Origin of the sequence: Micromonospora inositola (assembly GCF_900090285.1) — a bacterium.
GTDB classification, from domain to species: domain Bacteria; phylum Actinomycetota; class Actinomycetes; order Mycobacteriales; family Micromonosporaceae; genus Micromonospora; species Micromonospora inositola.
Genome location: NZ_LT607754.1, coordinates 634,000 through 649,855 on the forward strand (window position 1 = coordinate 634,000; position 15,856 = coordinate 649,855).

Below are 15,856 nucleotides of genomic sequence, written 5' to 3' on the forward strand. Positions count from 1 at the left end.
GTCATCCGCAAGGAGGATAGTCCCCGGCAGGTGGCCCCGCCGCGTGGGGTGGCGGGCTACGATCATCCGCCCCCGGCCCGCCGATCAGAGCGGGTCGACCAGCAACCGGTAGTGCTCCTGGAAGATCCGTCCGCCGCGCCCGCGCAGCAGCGGGTCGCGCAGCGCGGGCGGCACGTCGCGGGTCCGGTTGCGGTCCCGGGTCCGGTCCCGCACCCATCGGGTACGCGGTCGCCGCCGACTCTCGTAGGCCAGCAGCGCGGCCTCGACGCTGCCGGCCGCCTTCAGCGACTCGGCGAGCACGACGGCGTCCTCGAGGGCCATGGCGGCCCCCTGGGAGAGGGTCGGCGCGGTGGCGTGGGCGGCGTCGCCGATGAGCAGCACCCGGCCGTGGAACCAGCGACCCAGTTCCACCTCCTCGGTGACGCCGACGTGCACCTGTTCGAGGGCGGACAGCACCTCGGGCACCGGGCCGCCGTAGCCGGCGAAGAGTTCCCGCAGCCGGGCCGGCGGGTCGGCCGGCGGGACGGCGCCGGCCTCGTCGGCGTAGCAGTACAGCCGCCCGGCGCCGATCGGCACCAGCAGGAAGCCGGACCGCTGGCCGAGCAGGGCGGTCCAGTCGGTGATCCGTGGCCCGTCGCGCACCACGCTGCGGTAGACCACCTGCCCCGCGGGCCGGGGCGGGCCGCCGAGGGCGGCGAGGGTGCGGACCGCCGAGCGCGGCCCGTCGGCGCCGATCACCAGGTCGTACTCCCCGGAGGTGCCGTCGGTGAAGCCGACGGCGACGCCGCCGGGCAGCGGTTCGACGGTGCTGATCTCGGCGCCGTGCCGGACGGCGCCGCCGGCGCCGGTGAGCAGCACCCGGTGCAGTTCGGCGCGGGGCAGTGCCCGGCACTCCCCGACCCCGGCCCAGAGGGCGTCGAGGTCGACCTCGCAGAGCGGCGAGCCGGCCGCGTCCAGGAAGCGCTGCCGGTGGATCACCTGGCCGAGTGGGCGGACCGGTCCGTCGAGGTCGAGCCGGCGCAGCGCCCGGGCGGCGTTGCCGGGCAGGTAGAGGCCGGTGTCGACCAGCTCGGTGGGGGGCAGCTTCTCGGTGACGTCGGGCCGGAACCCCGCGAGCCGCAGCGCCCGGGCCACGGCCAGACCGGCGATGCCCGCGCCGACGACGAGGATGCGCAGGGGGAAGCCACCCATGGTGGTGTACGCCTCCGGAGGGGTTCGGCACGCGTTGGAGGCAAGACACTACTCGCGGCAACCGGTGCACGGTAGGGGCCATCGGCCCCGACGCGTCCGACCCCTCGGCGCGGCGCACTTGTCCCACCGCCCGGACCTGCCCGCCACCCGGAGAACCGGCACGGCGGGTCGGACATGAGGCGCCCGCCGGACGTCCGCCCGGCTCCGGCCGCTCACCCGGCACGCCCGACGGCCCTCGCATCCGCCGCCACCACGCGGCTCCCGCTGCCCCTTCCCCGCCCGGTCAGCCGCCCAGGGCGTCGATGTCGCGCATCTCCTCGGCGGTCAGTGAGAAGCCGAAGATGTCGGCGTTGGCCCGGATCCGGTCGGGGGTGACCGACTTCGGGATCACCACGATCTCGTGGTCGATGTGCCAGCGGAGCACGACCTGCGCGGGTGAGACTCCGTGCGCGGCGGCGATCCGCGCCAGCACCGGGTGTGACAGGTCGCTGGTCTTGAACGGGCTGTAGCCCTCCAGCACCACGCCCCGGTCCCGGTGGGCGGCGTGCGTCTGCCGGTCGTACAGGGAGGGGCTCCAGCGGATCTGGTTGACCGCGGGGGTCTCCTCGGTGGACTGGATCAGCTCGTCGATCTGGCTGATGCTGTAGTTGCTCACCCCGACGGTCCGGGTCAGTCCCTCGTCCCGGGCGGCGAGCAGTTCCCGCCAGACCGGGATGCTGTCGCCCGGCGAGGACGGCGGCCAGTGGATCAGCCACAGGTCGAGGTAGTCGGTGTCGAGGGCGCGCAGGCTCGCCTCGATGGTCTCCCGTTCCCGGCCCACCCGGTCCGGCGGCAGCTTGGTGGTGAGGAAGACGTCCTCCCGGCGCAGGTCGCTCTCCTTGATCGCCCGACCGACCTCCTCCTCGTTGCCGTACATGGTGGCGGTGTCGATGTGCCGGTACCCGGCGTCGAGAGCGGCGAGCACGGCCTTGTACCCGGCCTCGCCGGTGGCCTGCCAGGTGCCGAAGCCGAGCAGCGGCATCCGGGCGTCGCCGGCGAGCGGGACGGTGGGCTGTTCAGCGGTGGTCATGGCGGCTGTTCTACCCCTGATCAGGCCCGCCATGCCGGCGACCCGCCGGCACCGCCCGAACCGGTCGGGCCGGGACGGCAGCGGTGGTTCCGGCCGGAACGGCGCGCGCGGCAGCTTCCCAGGGAAACGGGGACGAATCGGCCGGGCGGCGGCCTGCGATCGGCCCCGGGGTGCCGCAGAATGCGGGGGTGGCGGACCGGCTGGAGGAGTACCGGCGGCGGAGGGACGCGAAGCGTACCCCCGAACCGGTGCCGGAGCGGACCCCGGAGCCGGCGCGGGCGGGCCGCGCCAAGGCCCGGTTCGTCATCCAGCAGCACCACGCCCGCCGGCTGCACTGGGACCTGCGGCTAGAGCACGCGGGGGTGCTGGCCTCCTGGGCGGTGCCGCGCGGCCTGCCCCGCGAGCCCGGCCGCAACCACCTGGCCGTGCACACCGAGGACCACCCGATGGAGTACCTCACCTTCCACGGCGAGATCCCGGCCGGCGAGTACGGCGGCGGGAAGATGACCATCCACGACACCGGGACGTACCGCGCGGAGAAGTGGCGCGACGACGAGGTGATCGTGGTGCTCGACGGGAAACGGACCACGGGCCGCTACGTGCTCTTCGCGACCGGCGGCCGGGACTGGATGATCCGCCGCACCGATCCCCCGCCGCCCGGCTGGACGAGCAGGCCCGAACTGGTCCGCCCGATGCACCCGACGCCGGCCCGCAGGCTGCCGAAGAACGAGGCCGAGTGGGGGTACGAGCTGCGCTGGGACGGCGTGCGCGTGATGGCGTACGTCTCCGGCGGCCGGCTGCGCCTGCTCTCGGAGACCGACGAGGAGATCACCGGCAGCTACCCGTGGCTGCGGGAGCTGGCCGAGGAACTGGCGCCGACGGAGGCGGTGCTGGACGGCGTGCTGGTCCGGATCGACGGCGCGGGCCGGGTCCGGCCGGCGACCGGCGGGAAGGGCGGCCCGGAGGACCAGTTCCTGGTCTTCGACCTGCTCTGGCTGGAGGGCGTGACCAGCACGGACGTGCCGTACGCGCAGCGCCGGGAGCTGCTCGACGGTCTGGCGCTCGCCGGCCCGCACTGGCAGACTCCGCCGTGGTTCCCGGGTGTCGGCGCGGACGCCCTGCGGACCGCCCGTGAACAGGGGCTCCCGGGGGTGGTGGCCAAGCGGCTCGACTCCCCGTACGAGCCGGGTCGGCGCAGCCGGCGCTGGCTGAGCATCGACACGAGCTGAGGAGCACCGTGCACCTGACGCACCTGGAGTGCCCGCGCTGCGGTGCGGAGCACCCGGCGGACAAGTTGCAGAACCTCTGCGACTGCGGCTCCCCGCTGCTGGCCCGCTACGACCTGGCCGCGGTGGCCGCCTCGGTGACCCCGGAACAGTTCGGGCTCCGCCCGGCGGACCTCTGGCGCTACCGGGAGCTGCTGCCGGTGGCCGACGCCCGGTTCGTCACCACGCTGGGCGAGGGCTGGACGCCGCTGCTGCGCGCCCCGGCGTACGGCGCGGAGATCGGCATCCCGGACCTGATCGTCAAGGACGAGGGGCTCACCCCGACCGGGTCGTTCAAGGCGCGCGGCGCGGCGGTGGGGGTGAGCCGGGCCCGGGAGCTGGGCGTCGAGCGGATCGCCATGCCGACCAACGGCAACGCGGGGGCGGCCTGGGCGACGTACGCGGCCCGCGCCGGGATGGGCGCGACCATCGCCATGCCGCTGTCCGCGCCGACCATCTGCCGCCGGGAGTGCCTGGCCGCCGGGGCCGACCTGCGGCTGGTCGACGGGCTGATCAGCGACGCCGGCCGGTGGGTCGCCGGCCTGGTCGCCGAGTCGGGCGGGCGGATCTTCGACGCGGGCACGCTGCGCGAGCCGTACCGCCTGGAAGGCAAGAAGACCATGGGGTACGAGATCGTCGAGCAGTTCGGCTGGCAGGTGCCCGACGTGATCATCTATCCGACCGGAGGCGGGGTCGGGCTGATCGGCATCCACAAGGCGCTGCACGAGCTGCGCGAGCTGGGCTGGGTGGAGGACAAACTGCCCCGGCTGGTGGCGGTGCAGTCCACCGGCTGCGCGCCGATCGTCCGGGCGTTCGCCGCCGGGGAGCCGCGGGCCACCCCGTGGGCGGACGCGCACACCGTGGCCTTCGGCATCACCGTGCCGGCGCCGCTGGGCGACGAGCTGATCCTGGACGCGCTGCGGGAGAGCAGCGGTACGGCGATCGCGGTGGACGACGCGGAGATCCTGGCCGACCTGCGGGACTTCGCCGCCCGGGAGGGGCTGCTGCTCTGCCCGGAGGGGGCGGCCTGCCTGTCGGCGGCCCGCCACCTGCGGGCCGGCGGCTGGATCCGGGCCGGCGAGCGGGTGGTGGTGCTGAACACCGGCGCGGGGCTGAAGTACCCGGAGACGGTGGACGTGTCGGGCGTACCGGTGCTGTGAGACGCCGGTGCCCCGCGGACTGTGCGGTCCGCGTGGGCCCGCCCGCTCAGGCGGTGGTGGGATCGGTCAGCCGCCAGGCGGCGTTGATCAGCCCGATGTGCGACAGCGCCTGCGGGGTGTTGCCGAGCTGGGCGCCGGTGCGCAGGTCGATCTGCTCGGCGAACAGGCCAACGTCGTTGGCCTGTCCGAGCACCTTCTCGAACAGCGCCCGGGCCCGGTCCCGCTGGCCCGTCATCACCAGGCACTCCACCAGCCAGAACGAGCAGAGCACGAAGCCGGCCGGGTCGTTGTTCCAGCGCCGCACCAGCCCGGCGTCGGTGCCCAGCTCACGCTCCACCATCTCGATGGTGGAGCGCATCCGCGGGTCGGTCGCCGGCAGGAACTGCACCACCGGCAGGTAGAGCGCCGAGGCGTCCAGCTCCGCCGAGCCGAAGGCCCCGGTGTACGCGCCGATCCGGTCGTTCCAGCCCTCGCGTAGCACGGTCGCCCGAATCTCGTCCCGGATCGCCGCCCAGCGACGCGGATCCGCCCGGTCCCCGAGCCGGGGCGCCAGCTTCACCGCCCGGTCCAGCGCCACCCAGCAGAGCACCTTCGACGACAGGTAGTGCCGCTCGGTGTCCCGGGTCTCCCACATCCCCCGGTCCGGCAGCCGCCACATCGCGGCGACCTGCTCGGCCAGGCCCACCACCATCTCCCGCAACTCCTCGTCGAAGGTCTCACCAAGGTAGTCGTGCAGCCGCCAGACCGCCGCCAACACCTCGCCGGGCACGTCGAGCTGCCGCTGCCGCCAGGCGTCGTTGCCGATCCGCACCGGCCGGCTCTCCGCGTGCCCGCGCAGGTGCGGGTACGCGTGCTCGGAGATGTCCCGCTCCCCCTCCAGCCCGAAGAGCACCGGCACCGGCGCATCGCCGATCCGGCCGATGGAGCGGGCCGCCCAGGCGAAGAGCCGGGACGCCTCGTGCGGGCAGGCCGCCACCCAGAGGGCGTCCATGGTCATCGAGAAGTCGCGCAGCCACGAGTAGCGGTAGTCGTAGTTGCGGTCGCCGCCCGTGCGCTCGGGCAGCGAGGTGGTCGGGGCCGCGGCGACCGCGCCGCTGCGGGCGTACGTCAGGCCGGTGAGCACGGTGGCGCTGTGCCGGACCTGCGGAATGTACTGGCCGTCGTAGTGGTGGGCCTCCCGGTAGGCCTCCCACGCCCGCGCCGTCTCGGCGAGCGTGGCGACCGGGTCCAACCGGGCCGCCGGCGGGCCGTAGACCGGGGCGTACGCCAGGTCGAAGCCGATCGTCTGGCCGGCGGCGATCTCGAAGGTGTGCCCGACCCGGTCCCCGTCGACGCGCAGCACCTGCCCGTCCCCGCGCAGCACCAGCGCCACCGACCCGGTGGTGGCCAGCACCCCGCCGTCCGGCTGCTCGTGCAGGTACGGGGTGAGCAGCCCGTACTCCGGGAGCGGGGCGAAGTCCAGGTGCATCCGCACCCGTCCGGTCAGCCCTTCGACCACCCGCAGCAGCACCGCCGGTGAGTTCATCCCCAGCTGGTGGCCGCGGGCCCCCAGCTCGGCGGCGAGCGCGTCGGTGACCGCGACGCTGCCCTCCGGGGTGTGGTGGACGGTCCGCAGCACCAGGGTGTCCGGCCGGTACGCGCGTTCCACCCGGCTCGCGGCCAGCGGCGCGATCCGCCAGTGCCCGCCGGCCGGGTCGAGGAGCCGGCAGAAGACCGACGCCGAGTCGAACCGGTCCGGGCACCACCAGTCGACCGAACCGTCCCGACTGACGAGGGCACCGGAGCGGCAGTCGGAGATGAATCCGTAGTCGGAGATCGCCGGCTGATGCACCCGCCCTGGGTACCCGGACCCGGGGCGTTCAGGCCGGGCCGGTCAGGCGGTCGGCGGCTCGTCCTGGCCGGCCGCCTCCGCCGCGTCGGCCTCCTCCTTGGTCCGGTGCACGGCCTGGTCGGCGTGCTCCGGCGGCCCGTAGACGGTGTAGAGGACCAGCGGGTTGGGGCCGGTGTTGACGAAGTTGTGCTTCGTGCCGGCCGGTACGACCACCAGGTCCCCCGAGACGACCTCCTTCTTCTCGCCGGCCACCCGGGCCTCGCCGGTGCCGCTGACGAAGGTCAGGATCTGGTCGACGTCCTCGTGGACCTCCTCGCCGATCTCCCCACCGGGTGGAATCGTCATGATCACCAGCTGGGTGTGCTCCCCGGTCCAGAGCACCCGGCGGAAGTCCGGGCTCTTCTCGGCGACGGTCGCGATCGTGAAATGCTCCATGGCGCCGACATACCCGGTCGGGCCCGCGGCCACGCCGGGACTGGCAGATGGTGGAATTCCCCACTGATCCGTGGTTTGGATCCCCTCCCGACGGGCATCTGGAGCGCCAAGACCGGTGCATGGACGGCCGGTCGAGCCAGGTCCCCGCTGTCGTACCGCCGTACGGCTGCGGTGGTGGGAGACGGCCGAGCGCGGCGACGTTACGACTGAGGTCGAGCGGCGCCGTGCGCTCGTCTGTGCGACCGCCCGCACCCGCTGAGCTAGGCAGACGTCGTCAATCGTGGGCGACGGCCACCGGCTCCGCGCCGACGCAGCGCAGCTTCAGCTCGTGCTCACCCTCGGGACCGGCGAACCGGACCTCGACGTGGTCGTCCGGCCCCCGGTCGACGTCCTTCACCCGGTAGCCCTGGGCCGGCGCCCAGGAGACCAGGCGTGCCCCCAGCGGCCCGCACTCCACCACCGCGGTGCCACCCGGAGTGGCGAAGCTCCGCCGGACCCCGCCCTCGACCGGAGCACGGGTCGGCGTCCGGGTGGCCGTCGCTGTCGGGCTCCCGGTCGGGTCGCCGGTCGGCGCGACGGGTGCCGGCTCCGGCGACGCGAGCGCGCGCTCGACCTCGTGCTGGGCGCGTACACCGCCGGGAGTGCCGGTGATGTCCTCCCCGACCAGCCGGATCGCGCCCAGCCCGACGAGCGTGGCGGCGACGGTGGTGGCCAACCACCCGACGGCGGCGAGGATCGGACGACGGCCCATGCACCAAGTGTCGCGGACGAAAGGTTGAGCCCGGCACCGGGAAACGCTAAGGGCGGGTTAACGGGTACCGGCCCGGACGGCCACCGGGGTTAGCCTGCCTGCTGTGGCCCGGCTACTGCTCATCGAGGACGACCTGACGATCCGTACTCCGTTGATCCGGGCACTGCGGGAGCGCGGCCACGCGGTGGCCGCGGCCTCGACCGCGATGACCGGGCTGCGCGACGCGCTCGACGACCGGCCCGACCTGGTCGTCCTCGACCTGGGACTACCCGACCTGGACGGTCGCGAGCTGCTACGGATGCTGCGCGCGGTCAGCTCGGTGCCGGTCATCGTGGCCACCGCCCGGGACGACGAGACCGAGATCGTCCGGATGCTCGACGCCGGAGCCGACGACTACCTGGTGAAACCGTTCACCGCGGCGCAGCTGGACGCCCGGGCCCGGGCCGTGCTGCGCCGGTCGGCGGACGGCGCCGGAGCCGGGGACCCGACGCTCGTGGTCGGCGGGCTGGGGATCGACCCGCGGTCCCGGCAGGTGAGCCTGGACGGAGTCCCGGTCGAGCTGACCCCTCGCGAGTTCGACCTGCTGCACCACCTCGCCGGTCGGCCGGGGCAGGTGGTCACCAAGCGGGAACTGCTCACCGAGGTCTGGCGGATCCCGTACGGCGGCGCCGACAAGACCGTCGACGTGCACCTGTCCTGGCTGCGGCGCAAGCTGGGCGAGAGCGCTCAGGACCCGCGCTACCTGCACACCGTCCGGGGCGTCGGGGTGCGGCTGGCGGCCCCCGGGGACGACCGGTGAGGAGCCGCCTGGCGCTGCTCGCCGCCGCCGTCAGCGTGCTCATCCTGACCGCCTTCCTGGTGCCGCTGGCGCTACTGGTACGCACCGTCGCCGCGGACCGGGCGACCGTGCGGGCCACCGCCGACGCGCAGAGCCTGGCGCCGGTGGTCGGCACGGCCGACCCGGACACCATCCGGCTCACCGTCGAGCAGCTCGCCGCCGACTCGGGACGGCCGGTCAGCGTGTTCCTGCCCGACGGCACCGTGCTCGGCGCGCCCGTGCCGCGTACGCCCGCGGTGACCCTCGCCGCCCGGGGGCAGAGCCTGACCGCGGAGTCGGACGGCGGCCGGGAGGTGGTGATCGCCGTCCAGGGCCGCTCGGACGGGACCAGGGTGATCCGCACCGTGGTCCCCCGGTCGGAGCTCACCGCCGGGGTGACCCGGGCCTGGCTGGTGCTTGCGCTGCTCGGCGTGCTCCTGGTGCTGGTCGGGTTGGTCGTCGCCGACCGGCTGGCCCGCACGCTGGTCCGGCCGATCACCGAGCTGTCCCGGGTCTCCCACCGGCTCGCCAACGCCGAACTCGACGCCCGGGTCGCCCCGGCCGGACCGGCCGAGCTGCGGGAGGTCGCCGGCGCGCTCAACCACCTGGCCGGACGGATCCAGGTGCTGCTGCGCGACGAGCGCGAGCAGGTGGCGGATCTGTCGCACCGGCTCCGCACCCCGTTGACCGCGCTGCGGCTGGAGGCCGAGTCGCTGCGCGACCCGGCCGACGCGGCCCGGCTGACGTCGGCGGTGGACGGCCTGGAACGGGCCGTCACCGGCCTGATCCGGCAGGCCCGCTGGCGCAGCTCGGCGCCGGACGGCACGGCCGGTTCTGATGCGGCCGCGGTCGTCGGCGAGCGCGTCGCGTTCTGGTCGGTGCTCGCCGAGGACACCGGCCGTACGGTCACCCTCGACCTCGCCAACGGCCCGTTGCCCGTAGGGGTGGCCGCCGACGAGTTGGCCGCGGCGGTGGACGCGCTGCTGGGCAACGTCTTCGCGCACACGCCGGACGGAACGCCGTTCACCGTACGGCTCGCCCCGGACGCGGGACAGGTCGTGCTGACCGTTGCCGACTCCGGCCCGGGGATGCCGACCGGAGCGGTACTGCGGGGTGCCAGCCAGGCCGGGTCGACCGGCCTCGGCCTCGACATCGCCGACCGGGCCGCCCGGACCAGCGGCGGGCGGCTGGAGCTGCGGGCCGGGCCAGGCTGTGGCGCGGTTGTGCTGCTCCGGCTCGGACCGCCGCGGCCTTAACCCGGGCTTAGCCCCCGGGCAGCGCGCCGCTATCCACTGCGGACCGATCCTCGACAGGACAACCGAGGAGAGGTGGAGATGATGCGACGAACTTCCCTGGTCCTGGCAGCGGCCGGCGGGGCCGCCGTGCTGGCGGTCACCGGTGCCGCGCTCGGCGTGACCGCCGTCGAACGGGAGACCCCCGGCAGCGCGCTCGCCGCCGCGACGGTCAGCCCGACGGCCGACGACAACCCGACGGGCGACGCGACGCCCAGCGGCGCCACCCCGACCGGCAGCGCGGGCCCCTCCGGGGCCGGCGGCACGGTGAGCCGCAAGCAGGCCGGCGAGATCGCGCTCACCCGTGCCGGCGGCGGCCGGATCGTGGAGATCGAGGCCGAGGAGGAGCACCGCCGTCCGGTGTGGAGTGTCAAGATTGTCCAGGGCGGCACCGCGTACGAGGTCAAGGTCGACCGGGCCGACGGCGCCGTGCTCGAGATCGAGCGGGAGCCGGCCGACGACCACGGCGGCGACCGCACCGGCACGGACGACTGAATGACCCATCGCTTCCGGAGTCCGGCCAGACCACCTCTGCCCGGGCCCCGGAGCGGGTCAGCGTGCGGCGCAGCCCGGTCGGGGGTTGGTTGTCGCCGGTCAGCGCCAGCCCCACCCACCGATCGGATGGTTCGGGCGGCGGCACGGGCGTCCCAGGCCGAAAGCCTGTGACCGGCGCCGATGTCTCGCTACCCTGAAGTATGGTGCCCGCCCACGGCGGCCGGGCGGCGGAACCGGTCTACCGCCCCATTCTGACGGGTCGCCGAGGTGAGCTGGAGGCACTGGCCCATCTCGACGACGCCGCCGCTCCGCTGCTCGCTCCGGTCCTCGACGTCTGCGCGGTCGATCCGTGCACCGTGGACCTCGTCGGCCGGCTGCCGACCGGGCTGCTTCCTGCCGTCGACGTCTCCGCCCTGCCGGACGTCCCGGAGACCGAGCTGGTCCGCTGGGGCGTACCCCTGGTGCCGGTGGTCGGGCTGGCGGAGAGCGACCGACGGCTGGTGGCGCACGGCGTGGCTGCGCGGGCGTACGCCCGGCGGGCGGTGGTCCGACTGCGGACCGGGCAGGACCGGGCGGGCCCGGACGCGACGACGACCGCGGTGGAGCGGGTCTGGCGGCTCGCCCGGCTGGTCCCGGAGCAGTGCGACCTGCTCGTCGACGCGGGCGACGTCTGCTGCCCGGCAGACGTGCGGCTGGCCGAGCTTCGGATCCGGCGGCTGCTGGGCTGGGCCGGGCGGCACGCCTGGCGCTCGGTCACCGTGGCGGCCGGGGGGATGCCGCCGACCCTGGCCCGCCTTCCCACCGACGAACCGGTCCGCCTCGACCGCTTCGACTGGCAGCTCTGGCAGCGGCTGGCCGATCTGGGCGTGGGATACGGCGACTACGGGGTCGGCTCCGCGATGCCCGGCGCGGACGGCCCCGGCGACCGGCTGCCGACGCTGCGCTACACGGCCGACGGGGTCTGGTGGGTCTACCGCTGGTCCCGACGGGGCGGTCGGGGCGACGACCGCTTCGCCGACCTGTGCCGGACGCTGGTGGCGGCCCCGCACTGGCCGGCGGTCGGGGCGGCCTTCTCCTGGGGCGACCACGAGATCCTGCGCCGGGCCCGGCGCGGGGCGGGCGCCGGCTCGGCGACCAACTGGGCGGCGTGGAGCACGTCGCACCATCTGGCGTACGTGCTGGGCACGCTGCTTCGGCCGGACCGGGGGCAGCGGCCCGGGCCCTGGGGCGCCGGCCAGGACGCCCCCGAGCGGGGACGGTCCGGCCGGCCGCACCGGGGCGGGGAGGCCCGCCGCGCGGGCTGAGCCGCCCGGGTCACTCCTTCTCGGTGAAGCCGAACTGCACGATCCCCTCGTCGTCCACGGTCGCGTCGACGGAGGTCTCGTTGAGCAGCTCGGCGGCGTCGGCGTCGAGGAAGATCCGGGCCCCCTGGTTGTCGACCACCTGGTCGCCCTGCATCGGCTGCGGCACCAGCTCGATGGAGAGCGAGCCGGCGTCGGTGTCGGCCGCGATGCGCAGCCCGCCGTCGTCGGCGACGTCCTGCTGGACGGCGAGGTCGCGGATCACCATTGTGGCGTTTTCGGTCATGGTCAGCATGGCGGAACTCCTCGTGGCTGTTCGGGATCGCGGCGGGTCAGCGGCCGCGCGGGCCGGGCCCGCACCCAGGAAGGCGAATCGGTCTTCGCCGTGCAAACCAGGGCAGGTTGAACGCCCCTCATGGCCTACGGTGCACCCTGACCGGGCATCCGTCAAATAGAGCGGAGTCAGTCGACACCGTGGTGGCAGCGGCGGGCGTTATCCGGCCCGGAACGGGTATCCGGCGTGGTGACCAGGGGTTTCCGGTCCAGATCCCGTGCCGATCGCCTGCTGAACCGACGCGGGCCCCTTCCCGCGGGGGTGGGATGGGGCCCGCGTCGGCGGTCAGGCGCCGGACCGGTGCGGGCGCGGACCGGCGGTGCGTTCGCCGAGGATGGTCGGACCGGGACACCCGGAGGCTACGACGCCACCGTGGCCGCGCGACGGACAAACTGTCCCGAGGTCAGACCCGTTCGAGCACCACCACCGGGATCTCCCGGTCGGTCCTGGTCTGGTACCCGTCGTACGCCGGCCAGGTCGCGGTCATGGTCCGCCACATCCGGGGCTTCTCCTCCGGCGTGGCGGTCCGCGCCCGGGCGGTGAACCTCTCCGCACCGACCTGCACCTGGACCTCCGGCTCGGCGAGCAGGTTGAGATACCAGGCGGGGTGCTCGGGCGCGCCACCCTGGGAGGCGACCACCAGGTAGGCGTCGCCGTCCCGGCCGTAGATCAGCGCGGTGCGCCGCAGCTTGCCGCTGCGCCGGCCTCGGGTGGTCAGCAGCAGGGTCCAGACGCCGGGACGCCACTCGTGGCCCTCCGCGCCGTCGGTCTCGACGTACCGGCGGATGTGGTCGGCGACCCACCCCTCCGGACTGTCCAGCACCTGCTCGCTCGCCGTCATGGGTCCCTCCAGGTCATCGGCCGGCCGTCGCGCCCACGCTACTCCCGGGCCGCGGACGGCACCGGGCGAACGGACGTCAGCGCAGCGCCACCGCCTGCACGCTGACGTTGCCGCAGTCCCCGAGGGACTCCTCCACCGTCCAGTGCACCAGCAGCTTCGCCCCCTGGGGCGCCCGGAACCGGATGGTGAACTCGGCCGTGTGCTGGGTGTGCGGGTCCTCCAGCCGCCGGGTGCTGGTCGGCCCGCCGGTGGAGAGCCGCAGGTCGAGGCGACCCCGGGCCATCCAGAGGCCGGCGTAGAGCCGCACCGTGCGCAGCTCGCCGTCGGCGTTCACGGCGAGCACGAAGCCGTTGCCCCGGCCGCAGGTGTAGACCCCGGACGTGGTGCCGCTGGCGGACCCGACGGTTGCGCCGTCCCGCCAGGCGTACGCCTCGGGGTTGTTGCTGTAGCTCTCCCGCCGGCCGCGCCCGCCCTCGTCGCGGATCGCCCCGGAGCCGTTGCGCTTGCGCACGGCCCGGTCCGCGCCGAGCAGTCCCCATTGGACCCAGTCGACCGGACCGGCCGCGGTGAGGTCGACGCGCGCCGGCACGTCGGCCTGGGTGACGGTGAGGACCGGCTCGACGGCCGGCCGGGACGGCGACGGCGACGGCGACGGGGGCCGCTGCCGGGGCCGCAACCCGGGCGACGCGGCGTCGGCGTCGGCCCCGGGCCGCTGGGTGGACGGTACGGCCGGCCGCCCGGCCCCGGGCGCCGGTCCCGGCCGGACGCCGCTCTCCTCCTGGCGGGACCCCGCGTGCTGCTCGGCGCCGAGGTACGCGACGAGGGCGGCCAGGCAGGCGAACGCGGCCAGCGCCTCCACGATCCAACGGCGGCGTTGCCGGACCCGCGCGATCCGCCGGAGCGCCGACCGGCTCGGCCGGCACCCGTACGGGGACGACGCCCGGCCGCCGAACCGAGTGAGGTCTTCCTCCGCCACCGCACCTCCGCTCCCCCCACGCACCGGACGGGCGGGCGTGAAGGGCTTCACGGTTTCATCGGCCGGGCGAATGCGCCATATGGGGACGGCGGTGCGTTTCCAGTTTGTTACCAACCAGTAGCTGAAGCGGTCAGCTGACCGTCAGCGCCTCCATGCTCACCCCGTCGTTCTCCCCGCCGGCCACGCCGAGCGCCCGCCAGGTGACGAGCAGCCGGGTGCCACGTGGGGCCCGGAAGTGGATGACGTACTCGACGAAGCGGTCGCCGGTGACCTGGGGAACCTCCCGGGTGGCGACCCCGCCCCCGCCCGAGAGCCGCAGCTCCAGGCGGGCGCCCGCCGAGAACGTACCGGCGAAGAACCGGACCGTGCGCAGGTCCCCGCTGCCGGCCACCGCCAGGGAGAAGGCCTTCCCGGCACCGCGCTGGAAGACGCCGTACCGAGTGCCGTCCTGTCGCCCGGCCGGCGTCCCGTCCGTCCAGCCGAAGCCCGCGACGCTCGCGCCGTGCTGGAGCCGTTCGCCGCCCGGGTCGCTGATCTCGCCGGTCCCGGCCTGCTTGCGCTGCACGGTGTCGCCGCCGTTCATCCCCCAGTGGATCCAGTCCCGGGCGCCGAGGGCGGTCAGGTCCACCATCGCCGGCACGTGCTCCTCGTCCACGGAGAGCAGCGGCCCGCCCGGAAAGGCCGGGGCCCCGGTGACCGGCACGGTCGTGCGCGCCGCCGCCGGCGCCGCCGAGGAGGTCGCGGCCGTCGGCGGGGCCGGCACCGCGGCGGGCATCCGACGGCCGCGGTCCGACCGTGGGCCCCACCCGGCGTACACCAGCAGCAGCACCGCGGCGGCCACGACGGCGGCGCCCTGCACGGCCCGGCGGCGGCGGCGCCGGACCCGGGCCGCGCCGACCCGGGTGGCCGGTCCGGCCGGCGCACCGTCCACGGCCGCGCGCCGCCGGTCCGTGGCCGGACCGCGCACGTTGGCCGGCCGCGCCGCCATGCCACCCGCCGCCGCCGACGGCGGTCCGTCCGCCGGCGGGGTCGCCACGGCCGGCGAGACCGCAGCAGCAGGCGGGGTGGCGACGGCCGGATCGGCCGGCGGCGGGGAGGCGGCCCATGCGACCGGCGGAGCGGGCACCGGCCCGGCACCGGGCCAACCGGCGTCCGGCTGACGGGCATAGAGCTGGACGGCTTCGCGCCCGGCCCGGTCCGGGATCGGGTCGGCGGCCGGCTGGTCGGACGGAAACCCGTCGTCGGGGAACCGTCGCGGGACGGCCGCCGGATCCGGTGCCCGCGCGGGATCGCCCGGTACGGCGGGCAGCCAGCGCCCGACCCGGATACCGGTCTGGGTGAGTTCCTCCTCTGCCACCGACCCCTCCCTCGGCCACCGGCGTCGGGGGTCACCGCCGGTGACCCGCCGCACGGAGGATGTCACACGACTCGATCGTCGAGAAGCTGTCCGTCCGTACGCAATTTCCCGATCAGCGGATCTGGAAGCCGAGCGCCTGCGCCAGCACGATCGTCTGCTCGGCGTCGACGATCGCGCCGGCCCGCTCCACCGTGGTCGGGTCCAGCGAGGTCAGGTCGCTGCCCCGCAGGTCCGCGCCGGAGAGCCGGGAGGCGTGCAGCTGGGCGCCGGACAGGTCGACGCCGGTGACCGTCGCGCCGGTCAGGTTCGCGCCGGTCAGGTCGGCCTCGCGCATCCGTACGTCGGTGACGCTCACCCCGCGCAGGTCCGCGCCCGGCAGCGCGACGAAGGACCAGTCGCCGCCGCTGATCCGCAGCGGGCGCAGGTCGCACTGGTCGAAGCTGCTGCCGACCAGCTTGCAGCCGGTGAACTCGGCCTCGAAGAGGTTGCACCGCTTGAACGTGCAGCGGGTGAAGGCGGAGTCGGTGTGCCGGGAGGCGTTGAACGCCACGTTGCCGAAGACGCACTCGGTGAAGACCGCCCCCTGGCTGACCGCCTCGGTGAGGTCGACGTGGAAGAACGAGCAGCGGACGAAGTGCCGGTCGCCCAGCTCTTCGGCGTACCAGTCCTCGTGGCGGTAGGTGACGTCCTCGGTGGGCTCAGCCATCGGGCCAGATTAGTGGCGCGGACCGACACTTCCCG

Annotated in this window: 16 protein-coding genes; 6 read left to right on the top strand and 10 right to left on the bottom strand. The window is 74.9% G+C overall.

Annotation, left to right across the window (positions count from 1 at the left end; all coding sequences use genetic code 11):
* Positions 1-84: 84 nt before the first annotated feature.
* Together GA0070613_RS02960 and GA0070613_RS02965 are read right to left on the bottom strand one after the other, a co-directional pair.
* The gene (locus GA0070613_RS02960; RefSeq protein ID WP_089010873.1) at positions 85-1,191 is read right to left on the bottom strand and encodes an FAD-dependent monooxygenase; all 1,107 of its coding nucleotides are present in this window, start codon (positions 1,189-1,191) and stop codon (positions 85-87) included.
* A 283-nt stretch (positions 1,192-1,474) separates the two neighbouring features.
* Positions 1,475-2,260 carry an aldo/keto reductase gene (locus GA0070613_RS02965; protein ID WP_089010874.1) on the bottom strand — a complete coding sequence of 262 codons (786 nt, stop codon included), beginning with the start codon at positions 2,258-2,260 and terminating at the stop codon, positions 1,475-1,477.
* Between the two features lie 188 nt (positions 2,261-2,448).
* Between GA0070613_RS02965 and GA0070613_RS02970 the strand changes: the two genes are divergently transcribed.
* Entirely contained in the window at positions 2,449-3,489 is a 1,041-nt protein-coding gene (locus tag GA0070613_RS02970; RefSeq protein WP_089015706.1) for a DNA polymerase ligase N-terminal domain-containing protein, read from the top strand.
* An 8-nt stretch (positions 3,490-3,497) separates the two neighbouring features.
* Complete coding sequence (locus GA0070613_RS02975; protein ID WP_089010875.1) at positions 3,498-4,685, top strand: threonine synthase; 1,188 nt, start codon at positions 3,498-3,500, stop codon at positions 4,683-4,685.
* Positions 4,686-4,731: 46 nt separating this feature from the next.
* Here the strand turns inward: GA0070613_RS02975 and GA0070613_RS02980 are convergent, their stop codons facing one another.
* The 3 genes from GA0070613_RS02980 to GA0070613_RS02990 form a co-directional block, all read right to left on the bottom strand.
* Positions 4,732-6,516: a glycoside hydrolase family 15 protein gene (locus tag GA0070613_RS02980; protein ID WP_089010876.1), complete on the bottom strand. Its 1,785-nt coding sequence runs from the start codon at positions 6,514-6,516 to the stop codon at positions 4,732-4,734.
* Positions 6,517-6,558: 42 nt separating this feature from the next.
* Positions 6,559-6,951, bottom strand: a complete 393-nt coding sequence (locus GA0070613_RS02985; protein WP_089015707.1) for a cupin domain-containing protein — start codon at positions 6,949-6,951, stop codon at positions 6,559-6,561.
* A gap of 274 nt (positions 6,952-7,225) precedes the next feature.
* A complete protein-coding gene (locus GA0070613_RS02990) occupies positions 7,226-7,702 on the bottom strand; it encodes a septum formation initiator (RefSeq protein WP_089010877.1) in 477 nt (158 codons plus the stop codon).
* Positions 7,703-7,805: 103 nt separating this feature from the next.
* Between GA0070613_RS02990 and GA0070613_RS02995 the strand changes: the two genes are divergently transcribed.
* The 4 genes from GA0070613_RS02995 to GA0070613_RS03010 all read left to right on the top strand — a co-directional run bounded on the left by GA0070613_RS02995 (position 7,806) and on the right by GA0070613_RS03010 (position 11,610).
* A complete protein-coding gene (locus GA0070613_RS02995; protein ID WP_089010878.1) occupies positions 7,806-8,501 on the top strand; it encodes a response regulator transcription factor in 696 nt (231 codons plus the stop codon).
* Positions 8,498-9,775 (top strand): sensor histidine kinase, encoded by a 1,278-nt coding sequence (locus tag GA0070613_RS03000; RefSeq protein ID WP_089010879.1) that lies wholly within the window; start codon positions 8,498-8,500, stop codon positions 9,773-9,775. Before GA0070613_RS02995 ends, GA0070613_RS03000 begins: the two co-directional genes overlap by 4 nt.
* A 78-nt stretch (positions 9,776-9,853) precedes the next feature.
* Positions 9,854-10,306: a PepSY domain-containing protein gene (locus GA0070613_RS03005; RefSeq protein WP_231929646.1), complete on the top strand. Its 453-nt coding sequence runs from the start codon at positions 9,854-9,856 to the stop codon at positions 10,304-10,306.
* A gap of 200 nt (positions 10,307-10,506) precedes the next feature.
* Positions 10,507-11,610 carry a beta family protein gene (locus GA0070613_RS03010; protein WP_172875746.1) on the top strand — a complete coding sequence of 368 codons (1,104 nt, stop codon included), beginning with the start codon at positions 10,507-10,509 and terminating at the stop codon, positions 11,608-11,610.
* A 10-nt stretch (positions 11,611-11,620) separates the two neighbouring features.
* Here GA0070613_RS03010 and GA0070613_RS03015 read toward each other — a convergent pair whose 3' ends face one another.
* The 5 genes from GA0070613_RS03015 to GA0070613_RS03035 form a co-directional block, all read right to left on the bottom strand.
* Positions 11,621-11,902: an adhesin gene (locus GA0070613_RS03015; RefSeq protein ID WP_089010880.1), complete on the bottom strand. Its 282-nt coding sequence runs from the start codon at positions 11,900-11,902 to the stop codon at positions 11,621-11,623.
* Between the two features lie 442 nt (positions 11,903-12,344).
* Positions 12,345-12,782 carry a nitroreductase family deazaflavin-dependent oxidoreductase gene (locus GA0070613_RS03020; RefSeq protein ID WP_089010881.1) on the bottom strand — a complete coding sequence of 146 codons (438 nt, stop codon included), beginning with the start codon at positions 12,780-12,782 and terminating at the stop codon, positions 12,345-12,347.
* A 76-nt stretch (positions 12,783-12,858) separates the two neighbouring features.
* The gene (locus GA0070613_RS03025; protein ID WP_231929647.1) at positions 12,859-13,758 is read right to left on the bottom strand and encodes a hypothetical protein; all 900 of its coding nucleotides are present in this window, start codon (positions 13,756-13,758) and stop codon (positions 12,859-12,861) included.
* 130 nt (positions 13,759-13,888) lie between these two features.
* Entirely contained in the window at positions 13,889-15,115 is a 1,227-nt protein-coding gene (locus GA0070613_RS03030) for a hypothetical protein (RefSeq protein ID WP_089015711.1), read from the bottom strand.
* A 112-nt stretch (positions 15,116-15,227) separates the two neighbouring features.
* Positions 15,228-15,821 (bottom strand): pentapeptide repeat-containing protein, encoded by a 594-nt coding sequence (locus GA0070613_RS03035; protein WP_089010882.1) that lies wholly within the window; start codon positions 15,819-15,821, stop codon positions 15,228-15,230.
* Positions 15,822-15,856 lie beyond the last annotated feature (35 nt).